The organism is Streptomyces sp. NPDC055013, from assembly GCF_053608645.1.
Window position 1 is genome coordinate 246,962 of record NZ_JBSGVW010000001.1, and the last position, 18,335, is coordinate 265,296.

The 18,335-nt window shown below is 73.2% G+C and carries 13 protein-coding genes; 7 read left to right on the forward strand and 6 right to left on the reverse strand.

Annotation, left to right across the window (positions count from 1 at the left end; all coding sequences use genetic code 11):
• Window positions 1-87 precede the first annotated feature (87 nt).
• Entirely contained in the window at window positions 88-1,449 is a 1,362-nt protein-coding gene (locus ACWGDB_RS01085; protein ID WP_453820445.1) for a S1 family peptidase, read from the forward strand.
• A gap of 102 nt (window positions 1,450-1,551) precedes the next feature.
• Here the strand turns inward: ACWGDB_RS01085 and ACWGDB_RS01090 are convergent, their stop codons facing one another.
• Complete coding sequence (locus ACWGDB_RS01090; RefSeq protein ID WP_453820446.1) at window positions 1,552-3,702, reverse strand: SpoIIE family protein phosphatase; 2,151 nt, start codon at window positions 3,700-3,702, stop codon at window positions 1,552-1,554.
• Between the two features lie 305 nt (window positions 3,703-4,007).
• Between ACWGDB_RS01090 and ACWGDB_RS01095 the strand changes: the two genes are divergently transcribed.
• Window positions 4,008-4,616 carry a LuxR C-terminal-related transcriptional regulator gene (locus ACWGDB_RS01095; protein WP_453820447.1) on the forward strand — a complete coding sequence of 203 codons (609 nt, stop codon included), beginning with the start codon at window positions 4,008-4,010 and terminating at the stop codon, window positions 4,614-4,616.
• 4 nt (window positions 4,617-4,620) lie between these two features.
• Here the strand turns inward: ACWGDB_RS01095 and ACWGDB_RS01100 are convergent, their stop codons facing one another.
• The 4 genes from ACWGDB_RS01100 to lanKC all read right to left on the reverse strand — a co-directional run bounded on the left by ACWGDB_RS01100 (window position 4,621) and on the right by lanKC (window position 11,183).
• Window positions 4,621-6,546 carry an ATP-binding cassette domain-containing protein gene (locus ACWGDB_RS01100; protein WP_453820448.1) on the reverse strand — a complete coding sequence of 642 codons (1,926 nt, stop codon included), beginning with the start codon at window positions 6,544-6,546 and terminating at the stop codon, window positions 4,621-4,623.
• On the reverse strand, window positions 6,543-8,252 hold the full coding sequence (locus tag ACWGDB_RS01105; protein ID WP_453820449.1) for an ABC transporter ATP-binding protein: 1,710 nt from the start codon (window positions 8,250-8,252) through the stop codon (window positions 6,543-6,545). The genes ACWGDB_RS01100 and ACWGDB_RS01105 overlap by 4 nt, the downstream gene beginning before the upstream one ends.
• A 96-nt stretch (window positions 8,253-8,348) precedes the next feature.
• Window positions 8,349-8,459, reverse strand: a complete 111-nt coding sequence (locus ACWGDB_RS01110) for a SapB/AmfS family lanthipeptide (protein WP_048578973.1) — start codon at window positions 8,457-8,459, stop codon at window positions 8,349-8,351.
• 45 nt (window positions 8,460-8,504) lie between these two features.
• The gene (lanKC, locus tag ACWGDB_RS01115; RefSeq protein ID WP_453820450.1) at window positions 8,505-11,183 is read right to left on the reverse strand and encodes a class III lanthionine synthetase LanKC; all 2,679 of its coding nucleotides are present in this window, start codon (window positions 11,181-11,183) and stop codon (window positions 8,505-8,507) included.
• A 188-nt stretch (window positions 11,184-11,371) separates the two neighbouring features.
• Between lanKC and ACWGDB_RS01120 the strand changes: the two genes are divergently transcribed.
• The 5 genes from ACWGDB_RS01120 (at window position 11,372) to ACWGDB_RS01140 (ending at window position 17,644) form a co-directional block, all read left to right on the forward strand.
• Window positions 11,372-13,828, forward strand: a complete 2,457-nt coding sequence (locus ACWGDB_RS01120) for a SpoIIE family protein phosphatase (protein WP_453820451.1) — start codon at window positions 11,372-11,374, stop codon at window positions 13,826-13,828.
• 94 nt (window positions 13,829-13,922) lie between these two features.
• Complete coding sequence (locus ACWGDB_RS01125) at window positions 13,923-14,990, forward strand: glucose-1-phosphate thymidylyltransferase (RefSeq protein ID WP_453820452.1); 1,068 nt, start codon at window positions 13,923-13,925, stop codon at window positions 14,988-14,990.
• The gene (rfbB, locus tag ACWGDB_RS01130) at window positions 14,987-15,976 is read left to right on the forward strand and encodes a dTDP-glucose 4,6-dehydratase (RefSeq protein WP_453820453.1); all 990 of its coding nucleotides are present in this window, start codon (window positions 14,987-14,989) and stop codon (window positions 15,974-15,976) included. Before ACWGDB_RS01125 ends, rfbB begins: the two co-directional genes overlap by 4 nt.
• Entirely contained in the window at window positions 15,973-16,854 is an 882-nt protein-coding gene (gene rfbD / locus ACWGDB_RS01135) for a dTDP-4-dehydrorhamnose reductase (RefSeq protein ID WP_453820454.1), read from the forward strand. The genes rfbB and rfbD overlap by 4 nt, the downstream gene beginning before the upstream one ends.
• Window positions 16,841-17,644 (forward strand): class I SAM-dependent methyltransferase, encoded by an 804-nt coding sequence (locus ACWGDB_RS01140; RefSeq protein WP_453820455.1) that lies wholly within the window; start codon window positions 16,841-16,843, stop codon window positions 17,642-17,644. Before rfbD ends, ACWGDB_RS01140 begins: the two co-directional genes overlap by 14 nt.
• Before the next feature lie 72 nt (window positions 17,645-17,716).
• On the opposite strand, the gene rfbC is transcribed toward ACWGDB_RS01140, so the two are convergent.
• Window positions 17,717-18,331, reverse strand: coding sequence for a dTDP-4-dehydrorhamnose 3,5-epimerase (rfbC, locus tag ACWGDB_RS01145; RefSeq protein WP_453820456.1), 615 nt, complete (start codon window positions 18,329-18,331; stop codon window positions 17,717-17,719).
• Window positions 18,332-18,335: the final 4 nt, after the last annotated feature.

The window sequence follows — 18,335 nt, forward strand, 5'->3', positions numbered from 1 at the left end:
ACCCGTGCGTACCAACTGCCAACCAGGCGCCCCGAAAAGCCGCCGCACAAGGCGGCGCAGACCCCGTCCCCCAGGAGGTCGAGAAGTTTGAGTCACAAGCGAATTCCGAAGCGCAAGGCCGCGATAGCAGCGGGCAGCGTGGTGGCGCTCGGAGCGGCCGCGATCCTGCTGCCCAACGCCAACGCGTCGCAGGACGCCGCGACGGACAACGCCGCCGCTCCCAAGACTCTGAAGGCGGCGGACGCGTCGGATCTCGCCTCTCAGCTCGCGGGAATGCTGGGCGACGCCTTCGCCGGTTCTTACTACGACGCCGAGAGCCAGCAGCTCGTCGTCAACGTCATCCCCGGCGACAACAACAACGTGATCGTCCAGGCGAAGCGGGCCGGCGCGAAGGTGCGCGAGGTCGAGAACAGCCTGAACGAGCTCGCGTCCGGCGCGCAGACCCTGAAGTCCGAGGCGACCATCCCGGGCACGGCCTGGTCGGTCGACCCCAGAACGAACAAGATCCTCGTCACCGCCGACAGCACCGTCACCGGCGACAACTGGGACCAGCTGGAGTCGACCGTCGACGGCCTCGGTACGGGCATGGCGACCATCAAGAAGTCGGCCGGCACCTTCAAGACGTTCCTCTCGGGCGGCGACGCCATCTTCGCCGGCAGCTCACGCTGCTCCGCGGGCTTCAACGTCACCGCGGGCGACGGCACCCCCGCCTTCCTGACCGCCGGTCACTGCAGCCTCGGCGGCAACGAGTGGTCGGACACCGAGGGCGGCCAGCCGATCGCCACCGTCGACCAGTCCACCTTCCCCGGCGACGGTGACTTCGCGCTCGTGAAGTACGACGACCCGGCGACCGAGGCGCCGAGCGAGGTCAACGTCGGCGACCAGGCCGTCCCGATCAGCCAGGCGGCGGACGCCGAGGTGGGACTCCAGGTCTTCCGGATGGGCAGCACCACCGGGCTGAACGACGGTCAGGTCCTCGGACTCGACGCCACCGTCAACTACCCGGAGGGCACCGTCACCGGCCTCATCCAGACCGACGTCTGCGCCGAGCCCGGCGACAGCGGCGGCTCCCTGTTCACCCAGGACGGGCTGGCGATCGGCCTGACCTCCGGCGGCAGCGGTGACTGCACGGTCGGCGGCGAGACCTTCTTCCAGCCGGTGACCACCGCCCTGGAAGCGGTCGGCGCGACCCTCGGCGGCGACGCCGCGGGCGGCGCGGGTGCCGGTGAGGAAGCCGGTGCCGGTGAAGAGGCCGGTGCCGGTGAAGAGGCCGGTGCCGGTGAAGAGGCCGGCGCGGGCGAGGAAGCGGGCGCGGGCGAGGAAGCCGGTGCCGGTGAGGAAGCCGGTGCGGGCGAGGAGGCCGGAGCCGGTGAAGAGGTCGGCGGCGGCAACGCCGACGGCACGGGCAACGGCCTCGGCGAGGTCGTCGGAAACGGCGTCGGGAACTGACGCCCTGACACCGGCGCACGGATCCGAGTGATCCGGACGACAACACGGTCCGGCCCTCCGGCGGGAGGGTCGGACCGCTGTCGTGTCCGGAGCCGTCAGCCGTCAGCCGCGCGCCCGCAACAGCAGCAGCGCCACGTCGTCGACCCGTTCGTGCCTGGACGCGCTGTGCTGCACGAGCAGATCGGCGAGTTCGTCCAAGGGCAGCTCCCCGGACTCGGTGAGCAACTGGCCGAGCTCGGCGAGCGCGTCCTCGATGTCGATGCCGGGGGACTCGATCAGCCCGTCGGTGTAGAGGACGAGCACACAGCCGGGCGTGAGGTCGACCTCCGTCGTCGGATACGTGGGCGAGCCGTCGATGCCCAGCAGCGGCCCGCCCGCGAGGTCGAGGACCCGCACGCGTCCGTCCGGCCGTCGCAGCAGCGGCGGCGGATGCCCGGCACGGGCCATCACCGCCCGCCCGTGTTCCGGATCGAGGCGCAGATACAGACAGCTGGCGAACAGGTCGGAGCCGAGGTCGAGCAGCAGCCGGTTGGTGCTGCGCATGACCTCCTCCGGGGCCTGACCGACGGTCGTGTACGCCCGTACGGCGGTGCGGATCTGGCCCATCAGGCCGGCCGCGGTGACGTTGTGCCCCTGCACGTCCCCGATCACCGCAGCCGTCAGCCCGTCCTCCGTCCGCACCAGGTCGTAGAAGTCGCCGCCGATCTCCATGCCCTGGGTGGCGGGCAGATACCGCGCCGCCGCTTCGACGCCGGGCAGCGTCGGCAGCGAGTGCGGGAGCAGGGCGGCCTGCAGTCCGTGCGCCAGCTGGTGTTTGACGTCGTAGAGCAGGGCGCGCTCCAGCGCCTGCGCGATCAGCCCGCCGAGGCTGGTCAGGACCGCTCGCTCGTCCGCCGGGAAGGGATGCCGCTCCGAGTAGGCGAGCACACAGGTGCCCACCGGCCGTCCCGAGGCGATCAGCGGCAGATACGCCCAGGCCGCGAAGCCGTCGGGCGTCGAGTACCGCGTCGGATACAGGCGTTCCAGCTGCTCCTGGGAGTCGAAGAACGCGGGCACACCGGTGGTCAGCGCGTGCGTGCCGGGGGTCTGCTCGGTCAGCGGCAGACCGTCGAAGCGCTCCACGATCTGCGGATCCGCATAGCCTCGGTGACCGAGCACGTGCAGCCGGCCCGCCCGCGTCCCCAGGACGACCAGCGCCTGGCTGCCGACAGCCGGGACGATCTCGTCCGCGACCAGCTGCACCACGTCCTGCACACCCGCCGCCTCGGTGAGCGCGCCGGACAGGCTCAGCACCTGGGAGATGGTCACGAGCCGGCCCGGCGGGTCGTCCTGTTGCGGCTCGCTGCGGCCCATCTCCGCCACCGCGCGGGCCCGGCTGATCCGCACGCTCAGACCGGTCGTGCTCGGATACATACGGAACGACAGCCAGTCGCCGGGCGGGCGCAGCGCCAGGAAGGACGTGGTGTGCTGGCTCATCAGCGCGCCCCGGTAGCGGTCCTCGTACACCGGGTCGTTGAGCCACGGCACCGACGCCCACAGCTGGTTGCCGAGCAGCCGGTTGACCGGGACGCCGATCAGCTCGGCCGCCGCGGGGTTGGCGAAGCTGACCCGGCCGTGCAGATCGAGCGAGCACAGGCCGTACGGCAGCCGCGACACCATGCGTGCCGCCTCCACCGTGCCGAGCGTGCCGGCGGCGCCGCTGAAGGCCGGCCCGGCGACCAGATCGGGCTCCGGCAGCGGCGGAAGGCTCTCCTCCAGGGCGCGTTCCAGCCGCACCGCGAGCCGTCGGCAGGCGGCGGTGAGATGGTCGCGCTCCCGCTCCGACAGCTCCGGGGGGTGTGCGCCGGGCCAGGTCACGAAGATCGCGCCATAGGCGGTGGTCTCGGTGGCCACGGGCAGCGCGGCCAGCGCGAAGGGGTAGGGCAGCACGACGGCGATCCGCGGATAGCGGGCCGCCATGTCCTCCTCGCCCTTGACCCAGACGAGCCGCCGCTCACGCACGGCCTCCGCGACCGGGATCGGCGCGCTCAGCCCGACCCGCTCCCAGGGCGCCGCGAACGCCCGGGGCAGGCCGGCCATCACCGCCATCTCCAGTACGGGCTCGTCGGCCGCCAGCAGGTACACCGCACCGGAGTGCGCGTGCACCTCGTCCATCATCGAGGCAAGCGCCAGCGACAGGAGCGGCCGGCCGACCCGGGTCCGCGCGGCGGCCGGCGCCTGGGCGGACGTCTGCCCGTCGGACACGCCGACCACCTCCTCCGCAGGGCCGCGCGACGGGTCCCAGGGCTCAAATCTCCCCCCTCACGGCCCGCCGCGCACGGCGAGCGGCACCCTGTCCTGCCGGACCCCCCGCACTGCGAGAGCCGGGGGCTGGTACCCCATGGCCGTGATCCCATGCCCCCACAGTCGATGCGCGACCCCGGCGTACGGGCGCCTCGCGTGCGCCCCCGCGCACCCTGTTGGCCGGATCTTCGCGCCCGCAGACGGTCATGGACGCCAACAATGGGGCACGCGCTCAACACCATGAGAGCGACGAACGGCGGGGTGGAGGGGCGGCAGTGATCCGGGTCCTTGTGGTGCATGACGCGTGTCTGGTGCGATCGGTGCTGGCGGAGTGGCTGCGCCGAGATCCAGGCCTGGAGGTGTACGACGCCCCGTGGCGCAGCGCGTCCGCACGCGCGCGTTCCGTCCGACCGGACGTGTGCGCGGTGGACCTCGAGTGCACGGATACGTACGGCATACCCCCGCTCGCCGAGCTGCGATTACGGGACGCGGGCCGGACGCCGCCGCACCTGCTGGTGCTGGCGAGCGCGCACCGGCCGGGGTTGCTGAAGCGGGCCCTGGAGGCGGGGGCGCTCGGATACGTCGACAAGGAGAACTCCCCGGACCGGCTGGTGCGCGGAATTCGGCGCGTCGCCAAGGGGGAACGTTTCGTCGACGATTCGCTGGGCTTTGCTTTTCTCAAGGCCGCCGAGATGCCGCTGACCCGGCGTGAGCTCAGCGTGCTGTCCCTCGCGGCGGAGGGAGCCTCCGTCGCGGAGATCGCCGGGAGCCTGCACCTGTCCCACGGAACGGTGCGCAACTACATGGCGGCCATCACCCGCAAGACCGGGGCCCGCAACCGCATCGACGCGATCCGGATCTCCCAGGGCGAGGGCTGGCTCTGAACCATTACCGCGGCACGGGCGTCCAGCCGCCGACGAGCTCGCGATAGCGCGCCGAGTGCCGTACGAGCTCGTCGTGTGTCCCGTACGCCGTGTCGCTGCCGTCCATCATCAGGACGCGGTCGGCGCGGCGGGCCGAGCTGATGCGGTGCGCGACGACGACCAGCGTGCCGCCGGGGCGGGCCGCGAAGGCCTGCTCCGCGCGTTCCTCGGCCCGCGCGTCGAGGTGACAGGTGGCCTCGTCGAGGAGCGCGAGCGGGGCGTACGACAGGTGGGCCCGGGTCAGCGCGATCAGTTGCCGCTCGCCCGCGGACAGCGCCCCGGGATCCACCCGGCCCTCCGGCCCGCCCAGCGCGTCGAGCAGCGGCGCCAGCCCCACCGCCTCGGCGGCGGTGAGCAGCTCCGCGTCGGAGACCGGGTCATGCCGCAGCAGGCCGAGGTTCTCGGCGAGGGTGCCGGTGAACACGTACGCCTCCTGCGGAATGAGCACCCGCCGCGCGGCCGCACCCGGCCCCGGCACCGCCTCCCCGCACACTCGGATGGTGCCGCGCCGGGGCTCCAGCAGCCCGGCCACCAGCGCCGTCAGCGTGGACTTCCCGATCCCGCTCGGCCCGACGACGGCCAGGTGGGAGCCGGCCTGGAGGGTGAGGTCGAGGTCGTCGATCACGGGCAGTGCGGTGGGGCCGTAGGCGAAGGTGACGGAGGTGAGGGTGAGGGCGGGAGGTGCGGGAGCGGTGGGGTGTGGGAGTCCGGCGGTCGGTCGCGGGGAGTCGGCGTGGTCCGGGGATGGTGCGGGTGTGCCGACGGGAGGCAGGGACGGTGCCGGGCCGTCGTCCGGATGAGTGGGTGACGCGCCGGGGCCGCCGGCTCTGGGCGGATCGGCCCGGTCGGCCACCGCACCGGTCGCGCCGAGCCTGACTCGGCCGGTCGCCGCTGCGGACGCATCCGGCGGGCTCGGCGCACTGGCCGCGCCCGGCACGCCGCGCCTCCGGGCCTTGTCCGACCCGCCCTCCTCCGGCACCAGCCGCCTTAGCACCACCGCCAGCCGTGAGCCGCTCGTGCCCAGGCCGTGGACCAGGTTGTGCAGGGCGGGGAGCAGGGACTGGGTCACGTAGGCGAGGGCGCCGACCAGGGCGCCGGTGGTGACGCCGTGTCGCAGGAGCCAGGGCGCGGCGGCGAGGAGCAGCACGATCGGGAGCTGTCCGCCGAGGGCCAGGGCGGCCACACGGAGCACACCGAAGTGGGCGAGGGAACGGGCGGCCCGCAGCTCGGCGGCCACCAGGTCCCCGGTGTCGGCGGCCATCCGCTCCTGAGCGCCGGCCGCCGTGATGTCCCGCAGCCCGGGGCAGACGGCGCCGAGCCGGTCGGCCAGGGCCTCGTCGGCCGCGAGGAAGACCTCCTGTCTGCGGGCCAGCGGACGCAGCGTCACCGCGAACAGGCCCACCCCCGCGGCCAGTGGCGGCAGCACCACGAGCAGCAGCAGCGGAGCCAGCGAGAACAGGCCGGCCAGCGCGCCGACCGCGGTGAACACGAACGACCGCGACACCATGACCAGTCCCGCGAAGGTGTCCCGCGCGATCTCCACCTGCTGGGTGAGCCCGGACAGCGCCCCGCGGTCCGCCTCCCGCACCCCGCGCTCCACCACCCTGGTCACGAGCCGGTCCCTCAGCGGTTCGACCAGCGCCGCGACCGCCCCGTACACGCGAGCCGTGCCGTACGCGCCGACGACGACCCCGAGACCGGCGACCCCGAGCCACCCGAGGCCGACCTCCGTACGGCCCCGGAGGAACCCGTCGTCCAGGGCGCGGGCCGGGGCGTATCCGATGAGGAAACTCTGGCCCGTCTCCAGCACGGACCACAGGGCGAGCCGTACGAGGACGGGCCATCGGGAGCGCAGGAAGCGCAGCCCGCGGGGGTAGAGGCCACGGGTCACGCCGGTTCCTCCCCGGTGAATGCCTCCCGGTACTCCGCGATGTCCCACAGCTCCTCGTGCCGCCCGAACGCGCGTACCCGCCCGCCGTCCAGCCAGGCCACCGCGTCGGCCCTGGCCGCCGTCGCCGCACGGTGGGCGACCAGCAGGCGGGTGGCGGACGAGCCGCCGGTCAGGGCCTCGGTGACGCGGGCCTCCGTCACGGTGTCGAGGCTGGACAGCGCGTCGTCGAGGATCAGCAGGCGGCCGTCGTGGGCGAATGCCCGGGCGAGTCCGAGGCGTTGGGACTCGCCGCCGGAGCGCGGGGCGTCGGCGATTGCGGTGCCGTAGCCGTGGGGCAGGCGGCGGATGAAGTCGTCCGCGTGGGCCGTGCGGGCAGCCTCCCGGACGCGGGCGGGTGAGGGGTCCGGCAGACCCAGGCCGATCGCGTCCTCGACGGTGCCGCCCAGCAGGGCGGGACGTTCGAAGGCGTAGGCGACGGCCCGGCGCAGTTCGTCGTGGGTCAGCTCGGGCAGCGGCACTTCGTCTAGCAGGACCTCGCCGTCGTCCGGGTCGGCCAGACGGCCGGCGAGCGCGGCGAGCAGTGACTTGCCCGCGCCGGAACGCCCCACCACGGCCACGGTGGTCCCGCCGGGGACGACCAGGTCGACCCCGTCCAGCACGGTGTGTCCGCCGCGCCGGGCGGTCACGCCGCGCAGCTCCAGGCGGCCGGGGCCGGGCGGCAGCCGGCGCCCGCCATGGGCTGGGGCGGGCTCGGCGACGACCTCACCGAGGCGTCCGGCCGCAGCCCGGGCGCGGGCCAGGCTCGCGAGCTGGGCGACCAGCACGCCGACACCGGTCGCCAGCACCGCGTAACGGGAGGCGGCGAGCATCTCGCCGACGGACAGCCGGTGCCGGGTGACCAGGACGCCGGCGACGGCGATGACACCGAGCTGCAGCAGCGGGGCCACGGTGACGGCCTGGGCGGCGGCCCGCCCCTGCACCCGCCACATCCGGTGCCCGGCGCGGGAGAGTTCGGGCAGCGGCCGCAGGATCCGCGCCGTCTCCCGGTCCGTCGCACCCGCCGCGCGGATGGTGCGCCGGCCGTCGACGGCCTCGGCGAGCGCGGCGGCGATCCGGCCCTGTTCCTGCTGGTACCGGGTCGCACAGCGGGAGGTGTCACGGGCGAAGGTCCGTAGCAGGGCGGCCAGTACCGGCGCCCCGGCGAGGAACACGGCCGCGAGCCACAGGTCGATCAGACCGAGGGCGACGATGCCCCCGACCGGTCCGGCGAGCGCGGCGAGCAGTGCGGCTCGGGCGGCCGGTGCCGTGCCGGCCTGCGCGGCGTTGCCGACGATCCGTGCGACCAGGTCGCCGGCCCCGAAGCGGGCGGTGGCCCGCGGGCCCACGGCCAGGACGTGCCCGGTCAGCCGCCGCCGCAGCCAGGCGGCGCTCCGGGCGTCGACGGTGCCGACGAGGACGCTCTGGCATCCGTCGAGCAGGGCGAGCAGCAGCACGAGTCCGGCGCAGCACAGCACCCAGCCCGTCGCCGGTGCCCGGGCCAGCAGGAGATCCAGGGTCCGCCCGAGCGCGGCGGGCAGCAGCAGCCCGGCCCCGGTCGCGGCCGTCGCCACCAGACACAGGGCCGCCGTACGGGCCCCGCTGTGCCGGGTGGCCGCACGCAGCAGCGCGCGGGAAGCGTCGTCGGCAGGAGTCGTCGTGCGCCTCATACGGCTGCGGCCTCGCTCCCTCGTCCGGGCAAGGGCCCCGGGCGGCCCTCCCGTGAAGGAGGGAGACCGCCCGGGGCCGCGGTTGCGCGATGTCCGTCAGAGACAGAGCGTGATGCTGGCCTGGCTGGCGCACAGGAGGAGGCTGGCCACGCTGCCGCCGCCGGTGTACTCCTCGGTCTCCATCGTCTGCAGGTCGAGCAGTGCCATGTCGGGTCCTCTCATTGGTGGGGACGGGGTTGTGTCACGACTCCGTCAGGTGGCGGAGCCGCGTTCCGGGTGCCGCGTCGGCGGCGGGAGGAAGGGCAGGTGGGCCGGGGTGGCGCTCGCCGCGTCGGCGCCGAGGGCGGCTCCGAGCGCGAGCAGGCAGCCGGCCGTTCCGGTGCCCAGGTCCATGGAGAGCCGCATCATCTGGTGTCCGGGGAAGGCCAGTTGGCCCTGGTAGGACATCGCGTACCAGCCGAGCCCGGCGATCTGCCCGGCCAGCCGGTCCGCGTCCGCGCCCGGTGCCGTCGTGCGGCTGAGGTGCAGGATCATCCCGGCACGCCCCTGGAAGAGGCCGGGCTGAGCGTAGAAACGTGAGGTGGCGGCGGTGAGGATGCCGGCGCGGGCCCGCTCGAACGCGTCCGTGCCGACGTCGGAGTCCCGCTCGGACCGTCCGGGCCCGCCGTCGGTGGCGGCGGCATGCGCGAGGTAGTCGTCGACGACCATCCCCACCCCGACGCTTCCGTCGCCCAGATACGGCATGGTCCGCCAGCCCTCGTCGATCTCCAGCGAGCCGCCCTGCTGTTCCACGCAGCACGCCAGGTCCTGACGCAGCGCCTCACCGGCCGCGTCCAGCAGCCGCCGGTCGCCGGTCCGTTCGTACTGGCGCAGCAGGAACAGCGCGGGTCCGCTCGCGCCCCGCAGCAGTCCGGCGCGCGGCCGGGCCCCGGACGGGGGCGGTGCGGTCAGCCGCTGTACGAGGATGTCCGCGGCCTCCGCCGCCCGCTCGCGCAGCTCCGGCTCGCCGGTGGTGTCGGCGAGCCCGCCGAGGACCAGCCCCAGCCCGGCCAGTCCGCCGCGCAGGTCGGAGGACAGGCGCTGCCACCTCTCGCGCAGGACCGTGTCGATCAGGTCGAGGGCGCGCTGCCGGTGGCCCAGCAGGTCGAGGACATGGGCCACGCCCGCGAGCCCGTCGTACAGGCCCAGCGGCGTGCCGACCGGTGGCGGGTCGGTGCGGTCCAGCAGCCAGCGTTCACCCTCGTCGTAGCGTTCGGCGCCGGTCGCGGCCAGGGCGTACAGCACGCCGGCCGCACCATGGGCGAGGCCCAGCCCGCCGCCGTCGGAGAACTGGCCGACGTCGCCGGGGAAGAGCCGGTCCTCGCGCTCCGGGGTGGCCGAGGCGAGCAGCGCCTTGACCATGGAGTCGCGGCTGTAGGGCCAGTCGCCGGGTTCCACGAAGGACGCGGAGCGGGCGCGGACCGTGTGCGCGGCACGCTCGGGACCGGCCACGTCCCGGCAGATCTCGGCGACCGCCTCGTCCAGGAACTCCCGGGGCACGTCCGGGAACTGCCCCGCGATCACGTCCGCCAGGTGCGCCGCCTTGTCGCGGTCCACCACGAACAACGAGGTGATCGGCAGGAACAAGGCCAGCCTCAGGCAGGCCAGCGCATAGCGGTCGACGTCCACGCCCCTGCGGTCGGCCGGGGCCAGGAAACCGGGGTGGGCGACGACCTGGCGGCCGTTCTCACCGACCGGGGCCGCCGCCTCGAAGTCGAGCAGGGACACCGACTCGTCGTCGGGGGCGACCATGATGTTGAAGACGTGCAGGTCGTTGAAGACGATCCCGCGCGCGTGCACCGTCTCCACCGCACGCTCCACGGCGCGGTGGATGCGCAGGGCCCAGGCCGTGTAGTCGGCCACGGCGCCCGGATCGGGGTCCGGGCCGATCAGCGGGTGCCGTTCGGCGAAGAAGGAGTTGAGGGGGCGCCCCGCCACGAAGTCCATGACCAGGAAGCGGTGATCGCCGAGCAGGAACCAGTCGCGCACCTCGGGCACCACACCGGTCCCCGCCAGCTGCTCGAGCGCCTGCCGCTCCCGCTCCAGCCGGGTCACGGCGTCCGCGCCGTCCGCGGCGAGACCCGCGTGCGGCCGGCCCTCCTTGAGGACCACCTTGCGTCCGTCCCGGGTGTCGGTGCCCGTGTACACCCCGCCGCCGTTGGAGAAGTGCAGTGCCTTCTCGATGCGGTACGGCAACTCGCCGACCGTCGTCGTGTTGCGGGCCGCCAGCTGCGGCGCGAGGAACTCGGGCAGCGTCACCCACTCCGGCACCTGGAAGGACGGCGCCCGCCGGTCCGGCACCAACCGCTCTTCCCCGTCCCGCACCGCCGGCACCAGCGAACCGCGGTCGTCGACGACGAAAAGGCGTGCGAAGGCGCCGTAGCGCACGTACAGCGGACCGTCCTCCCACCGCAGATCGGTGAGGATGTACGGTCCCTCGAACCCCTCCAGCAGCCGGCCCAACTCGCGCAGCACCGTGTGGAGCTGCTGCTCGTCGGCCGGGTAGACGGTGACGAACTTGCCGCTGGAGTCGCGGCCCGCGTACTTGGCGTTGCGCAGATGCAGCAGCTGCGGGCCGGGCACGAACTTGAACGGGATGCCCCTCGGCACGCAGTAGTCCCACACGATCCGCGCGATCTGCTCCGCGTTCGCCAGGGTGGCCGAGGCATGGATCTTCCAGCCCTGCGCCGGGCCCGGCAGCGGGGCGCCGTCCGGGCCGAGCGGTGTCAGCGTCAGCCAGTCGCCGATCCGTGCCGCCGTCCAGCCGTCGGGGACCTCGTCCCGCGCCGCCCCGTACGCACGCGCGGCGCCCTGCGTGCCCGCCGACAGCCGGTCCGGCGTCTCGTAGAAGTGCCTGTCGGCGAGCGCGTACACCTCGTAGCGCTTGTCCATGCGTCCCCCTCACTGGTCCGGCACCGAGACTTCCAGCGATGCAACGGCTACGGACAGTCATGACTGTCACGAGATCGCCGTGCGGAACGCATGCGTAAAGACATGTTCGGGCCCTTTCGAGCACCGAAACCCCGCCCGCTCCACGGAACGCGCCACAGGGGCTGCGCAGGTGTCTGATAAGCGCTGTAATGGCGAACGTGGTCGGTGAGGGCGCCGCGGAACGCGGAACGAGAAGGCTGCGTGCCGAAGTTGCCCTCAAGACGGTCGCCGCCGATCCGGACTCACCGGACCGGCTGCGCCGCGTGCTCGAACAGGCCCTCGTCTTCGGCGGAGCGACACTCGCCGCCGTGTACGCGCCGGGCGAGGACGAGGACCTGCTGTGCCTGGTCGAGTCCGCCGGTGTGCCGAGGACCTTCTACGGGCTGCGCGACAGCTACCCGCGCTCCGGCCGGTCCGCGGTGGCCGGCGCGCTGCGCACCGGAGACGCGCGGTGGCTCGGCCCGGCGGAACTGGCCGCGCGGACGGAGTCCCGACGCGCGTCCGGTCCGGACTTCTTCCTGGCGGCCCTGCCGACCCGCGGCGACGAGGGCGACGGGTGTCTGCTGGCCGTGAGCGAGCGCCCCGGCGGCTTCGACTCCGACGACCGGGAGTGCCTGGAGCTGATCGCCGAGGCCGTCGCCTTCCCCGCCCTGCCCGCGGCAACGGACGGGGGCGAGCTGCCGGCCAACGCGTTCAGCCTCGCCATGGACACCGGCCGCGTCGAGGTCGGCGACGACATCCTGGCGCTGTTCGGTCTCGGCCCGGACGACTTCGACGGCAAGGTCGAGACCCTGCTGGGCCTGACCGTCCCGGAGGACCTGCCGTCGCTGATGTCCGTCGTCGAGGCCGACCACACGGCCCTCGGCGACCGCGACCTGGAGTTCCGGGTCCTTCAGCCCGCCGGCCCGCCCAGATGGCTCCGGCTGCGCGGCCGCCTGCTGCCCGGCGGCGAGGGACTCCCGGCCCGCATCGTCGGCACCGTGGCCGACGCCTCCACCCTGCGCGCCGAGGTCACCGACGTGGCCCGGGTCCAGCGCCTCGCCGCCGCGCTCGCCACCGCAGGCACCGTCCGCGACGTCAGCCACGCCGTCGTCACGGCCCTGCGCAAGCCGCTGCGCGCCGACCGCATCGCCCTCGCCGAGCTGGAGAGCGACCGCCTCGTCGTCACCGTCCTCGACCCGCCCGACCCCGAGTCCTGGCCGGAGCTGTGGCGCGTGGAGTGGCGTACCGAATGGCCGGACGCGCCCGTGCGCGCCATGCCCACCCTCGCCGCCGCCCTGCGCGAGGGCCGCGCCCAGATCTGGCCCGCCGGCAGCCTGCTGGAACCGGCCCTCGCCGACGTCGGCCCCGGCGGCCTGGCCGTCCTGCCGCTGCCCGCCGGGGGCCGGATGGTCGGCGCCTGCCTGATCGGCTGGGACGCCCCGCACGACTTCGGCCCCGACGAGCGTGCCCTGCTCACCGCCTCGGCCGGCCTCGCCGGCCAGGCCCTGCTGCGCGCCCACGCCTTCGACGCCGAGCACGAACTCGTCGGCATGCTCCAGCGCCAGCTGCTGCCGCGCCGCCTGCCCCGGCTGCCCGGCGCGGAGGCCGTCGCCCGGTATCTGCCGACCACCGCCGGACTGGAGGTCGGCGGCGACTGGTACGACGTGATCCCGCTGCCCGACAACCACGTCGCCCTGGTCATCGGCGACGTCCAGGGTCACAGCGCGGCCGCCGCCACCCTCATGGGCCAGATGCGCACCGCGCTGCGCGCCTACGCCGCCGAAGGACACCCCCCGGACGTCGTCGTCGACCACGCCAACCGCCTCCTCATGGACATGGAGACCGACCTCTTCGCCACCTGCTGCTACGTCGACGTCGATCTGGAGGAGGGCTCCGCCTGGTGCGTGCGCGCCGGTCACCCCCCGCCGGTCCTGCGCCACCCGGACGGCAGCACCGAGATCGCCGAGGCGGAGGGCGGCCCGCCGCTCGGCGTGCTGCGGCAGGCCGGCTTCCCGATGAGCCCGCTCGGGCTGCAGCCCGGCACGGTGGTCGCCCTGACCACCGACGGCCTCGTCGAGTCCGCGGACGCCGACATCGACACCGGCATGGCCCGGCTCGCGCAGGACCTCGCCCGCTCCGACCCCGCCCACCTCGGCCTCGTCGCCGACGCCCTGCTCGAGGGCGCCCGCCGCAGCGACGACATCGCGCTGCTCCTGATGCGCTACGACGGCATGGCCGTACGGCCCCTGCGCGAGAGCTGGACCGTCTGGCGCGTCCCGCAAGCCGTCGGCCACGCCCGCCGCTTCACCCGGCGCACGCTGCGCGGCTGGGGGGTGCCGCCGCAGGACATGGACGCCGTTCTGCTCGTCGTCTCCGAACTCGTCACCAACGCCCTCGTGCACACCGACGGCCGGGTCCGCCTCGACCTCACCCTCGTCAACCAGCGGTTGCGTGTGTCCGTCGCCGACTCCTCGCCGCGCACGCCGGTCAAACCGACCAGCATCAGCTGGGAGGCCACCGGCGGGCGCGGCATCCTCCTGGTCGAGGCCATGGCGGCGACCTGGGGAACGGTGCCGGTCAGTGGCGGAAAACAGGTGTGGAGCGAGATCGTCCTGGGCGGCTGAGACCGCGCTCCGGTGAACGGTCGATGGCGTGGCAGTTGCGAGCGAGCCAATCCCGGCACCGTCAAATTGGCCGATTCGGGGCTAAGGTGAACCGATGAAGGCTCTCGTGCTGTCCGGTGGCGCCGGTACGCGCCTGAGGCCGATCACGCACACTTCGGCCAAACAACTCGTGCCGGTGGCGAACAAGGCCGTGCTCTTCTACGGGCTGGAATCCATCGCCGCGGCCGGGATCACCGAGGTCGGTGTGATCGTCGGTGACACCGCCCCGGAGATCCAGGACGCCGTCGGAGACGGTTCCAAATTCGGTCTGGAGATCACCTACATTCCCCAGGAACGGCCCCTGGGGCTGGCCCACGCCGTGCTCATCGCCCGTGACTACCTCGGCGACGACGACTTCGTGATGTACCTCGGCGACAACTTCATCGTCGGCGGAATCGCCGGCCTCGTCGACGAGTTCCGCATCAACCGTCCCGACGCCCAGATCCTGCTCACCCGCGTCCAGGACCCGCGCTCCTTCGGCGTCGCCGAACTCGACGACGCGGGCCAGGTCGTCGGCCTGGAGGAGAAACCGGAGCACCCCAAGAGCGATCTCGCCCTGGTCGGCGTCTATCTCTTCACCCCGGTGATCCACGACGCGGTCCGCGCCATCACACCGTCCTGGCGCGGCGAGTTGGAGATCACCCACGCCATCCAGCACCTGATCGACGCCCGCGCCGACGTGCGCTGCACGGTCATCAAGGGCTACTGGAAGGACACCGGGAACGTCGCCGACATGCTGGAGGTGAACCGGACCGTCCTGGAGGGCCTCACGCGCCGCATCGACGGCGATGTCGACGACGCCTCGGAGACCGTCGGACGCGTGGTCGTCGAGGAGGGGGCGCGCATCGTCAACTCGCGCATCGTCGGCCCCGCCGTCGTCGGCGCCGGCACCGTCGTCGAGGACTCCTACGTCGGCCCCTTCACCTCCATCGCGCAGAACTGCCGTATCGGCGACAGCGAGTTGGAGTTCTCCATCGTGCTGCGGGACTCCTCGATCCAGGGGGTGGGCCGGATCGAGTCCTCGCTCATCGGCCGGCACGTCGAGGTCACCCCCGCACCCAGCGTCCCCAGCGCCCACCGACTCGTCCTCGGAGACCACAGCAAGGTGCAGATCCACACATGAACCTTCTCGTCACCGGCGCCGCCGGCTTCATCGGCTCGACCTACGTCCGCACGCTGCTCGCCCGCGATGCACCGGACGCGCCCGAGGCGCCGCGGATCACGGTGCTGGACAAGCTGACGTACGCCGGCACCCTGGACAACCTCGAACTCGACCACCCCCGGCTGGAGTTCGTGCAGTGCGACATCCGGGACGCCGAACTGGTCGACAAGCTGATGGCCGAGGCCGACCAGGTCGTGCACTTCGCCGCCGAGTCCCACGTGGACCGCTCGATCGCCGGCGCCGGCGACTTCGTCCTCACCAACGTGGTCGGCACCCAGACCCTGCTGGACGCGGCCCTGCGCTACGGCGTCGCACCCTTCGTGCACGTTTCGACGGACGAGGTCTACGGCTCGCTGGAGACCGGCTCCGCCACCGAGACGGACCTCCTGCGGCCCAGCTCGCCGTACTCCGCCTCCAAGGCCTCCTCCGACCTGCTCGCGCTCGCCTACCACCGCACCCACGGCCTGGACGTCCGCGTCACCCGCTGCTCGAACAACTACGGCCCGCACCAGTTCCCCGAGAAGGTCGTCCCGCTGTTCATCACCAACCTCCTCGACGGCGAGCCGGTACCCCTGTACGGCGAGGGCCTCAACGTCCGCGACTGGCTGCACGTCGACGACCACTGCGACGGCGTCGACCTCGTCCGCACCAAGGGCCGCCCCGGCGAGGTCTACAACATCGGCGGCGGCACCGAGTTGAGCAACAAGGACCTCACCGCCCTGCTCCTGAAGGCCTGCGGCGCCGACTGGGACCGGGTGGAGCACGTCGAGGACCGCAAGGGCCACGACCTGCGCTACTCCGTCGACTGGACCAAGGCCCGCACCGAACTCGGCTACCGGCCCCGCCACGACTTCGCGTCGGGCCTCGCCGGCACCGTCGCCTGGTACCGCGACCACCGCGCCTGGTGGGAACCCCTCAAGCGCCGCGTCGGCGGGGAGCACGGATGAGGTGGCTGGTCACCGGAGCGGGCGGCACGCTCGGCCGCGACCTGGTCGAGGAACTGCGCACCCGCGACGAGCAGGTGACCGGCCTCGACCACCCCGCTCTCGAGATCACCGACCCCGGCGCCGTCGACCGTGCCCTCGCCGCACACCGCCCCGACGTGGTCGTCAACTGCGCCGCGTACACAGCCGTCGACGACGCCGAACAGGACGAGGAAAGCGCCCTGCACGTCAACGGCGACGGCCCGCGCATCCTCGCCCGCGCCTGCGCCGCGTACGGGGCCGGCCTGATTCAGGTCTCCACCGACTACGTCTTCGCCGGCGACGCCCGCACCCCCTACGCCGAGGACGCGGCACCCGCGCCCCGCACCGCCTACGGCCGCACCAAACTCGCAGGTGAGCGGGCCGTACTGGACGAACTCCCGGACGCGAGCGCAGTCGTGCGCGTCGCGTGGCTCTACGGCGTCCACGGCCGCAGTTTCGTCCGGACGATGATGGAACTCGAAGCCCGCCGGGACACCGTGGACGTCGTGGACGACCAGCGCGGCCAGCCCACGTGGAGCGCCGACGTCGCCGCGACGATCGCCGACCTCGGCCCGCGCGTCGGCCGTGACATGACCGGCGTCCTGCACGCCACCAACTCGGGCGAGGCCACCTGGTACGACCTGGCCCGCGAGGTGTTCCGGCTCCTCGGCGCCGACCCCGACCGGGTGCGCCCCGTCACCGGCGAGGCCTTCCCCCGGCCCGCGCCCCGCCCCGCATACAGCGTCCTCGCGCACGGCCGTCGGCAGCGGCTCGGTCTCGCGCGAGCCCGTGACTGGCGCACCGCCCTGCACGAAGCACTGCCCCGGATCCGCAAGGAGACCCTTCGTGAAACGCCATGAGTTCCTGCGGGAACTGCACAAGGTCAGCGGCAACCGCAACTACCTGGAGATCGGCGTCAACGACGGCCGCAGCCTCCGGCTCTCCCGCGTGCCCACCATCGCAGTCGACCCCGCCTTCAAGGTCGTCACGGAAATCCGCTGCGACGTGCACCTGGTCAAGGCCACCAGCGACGACTTCTTCGCCCGCGACAACCCGCTCATCCACCTCAAGGGCGGCCGTCATCCGGTGCGGAACCTGCGCCGCGGCCGCAAGCCGTTCGGGTACTGGCGGCGTACCGTCCTCGACCTGTCGTTCATCGACGGCATGCACCTGTTCGAGTACGCGCTGCGGGACTTCATGAACATCGAGCGGCACTCCGACTGGACCAGCGTGATCGTCTTCGACGACATGCTGCCCCGCAATGTCGACGAGGCCGCGCGCGACCGGCACACCGGGGCGTGGACCGGTGACGTGTACAAGATCGCCGAGATCCTCGGCCGGTACCGGCCCGATCTGGTGACCGTTCTGGTCGACACCCAGCCCACCGGGCAGCTCGTCGTCTTCGGGGCCGACCCCCGGAACACCGTGCTGCGGGACCGGTACGACGAGATCGTCGCCGAGTACGAGGTACCCGATCCGCAGAAGGTGCCCGAGGCCATCCTGGACCGGGCCTCCGCGGTGGCTCCGGAGACGCTGCTCGGGGCGCGCTTCTGGCGGCCGCTGGCGCGGGCTCGCAGGCTCGGTGTGCGGCGTGGGCGGGCGTGGGTGCCGTTGCGGGCTGAGGTTGCGGGGGTTGCCTCCGGCGGTTGAGCGGCAGTGCCCGGTTCTGCAGCCGCATGTCTGCGGGCTCGTCGTGGCCGGTCGCGCAGTTCCGCGCGCCCCTCAGGACGTTGCCGAACCGCCTCCGGTGCGAAGTCGGGCGTAGTGGGAGGTGCAGTCCTCGTACGACGGGAGCAGGCCCGCCTCTCGGGCCTGTGCCAGGGACGGCGCCTGCGCGTCCTTGGGGGACAGCACGGGTGGGATGTCCTCGGGCCAGGCGATGGCCAGGCCCGGGTCCAGCGGGTTCACCCCGTGTTCGCGCCCGGGGGCGTACCCCGTCGAGCACAGGTAGACCACCGTGGCGTCGTCGGTGAGTGCCATGAAGGCGTGGCCGAGGCCTTCCGCGAGGAACAGGGCGTGCCGGCTGTCGTCGTCGAGGCGCAGGGCCTCCCAGCGGCCGAAGGTGGAGGAGCCGAGGCGGATGTCCACGACCACGTCGAGGACGGCGCCGCGCACACAGGTGACGTACTTGGCCTGACCGGGCGGCACGTCCGAGAAGTGCACGCCCCGCAGTACGCCCCAGCGGGAGACGGAGCAGTTGGCCTGTGCCAGGGACAGGTCGTAGCCGGTTGCCTCGCGGAACTCCGCGCCTCGGTACCACTCGTGGAAACGTCCCCGGTCGTCCGGGAAGACCTTGGGTTCCAGCGCCCAGGCGCCTTCGATGCCGAGCGATCGCATGTCC

What these genes read in the sequence shown, in the direction of transcription:
- ACWGDB_RS01110 (WP_048578973.1), bottom strand. Translation starts at nt 8,459, where the DNA reads ATGGCACTGCTCGACCTGCAGACGATGGAGACCGAGGAGTACACCGGC.
- rfbB (WP_453820453.1), top strand. Translation starts at nt 14,987, where the DNA reads ATGAACCTTCTCGTCACCGGCGCCGCCGGCTTCATCGGCTCGACCTAC.
- ACWGDB_RS01105 (WP_453820449.1), bottom strand. Translation starts at nt 8,252, where the DNA reads ATGAGGCGCACGACGACTCCTGCCGACGACGCTTCCCGCGCGCTGCTG.
- rfbC (WP_453820456.1), bottom strand. Translation starts at nt 18,331, where the DNA reads ATGCGATCGCTCGGCATCGAAGGCGCCTGGGCGCTGGAACCCAAGGTC.
- ACWGDB_RS01120 (WP_453820451.1), top strand. Translation starts at nt 11,372, where the DNA reads ATGGCGAACGTGGTCGGTGAGGGCGCCGCGGAACGCGGAACGAGAAGG.
- ACWGDB_RS01125 (WP_453820452.1), top strand. Translation starts at nt 13,923, where the DNA reads ATGAAGGCTCTCGTGCTGTCCGGTGGCGCCGGTACGCGCCTGAGGCCG.
- rfbD (WP_453820454.1), top strand. Translation starts at nt 15,973, where the DNA reads ATGAGGTGGCTGGTCACCGGAGCGGGCGGCACGCTCGGCCGCGACCTG.
- lanKC (WP_453820450.1), bottom strand. Translation starts at nt 11,183, where the DNA reads ATGGACAAGCGCTACGAGGTGTACGCGCTCGCCGACAGGCACTTCTAC.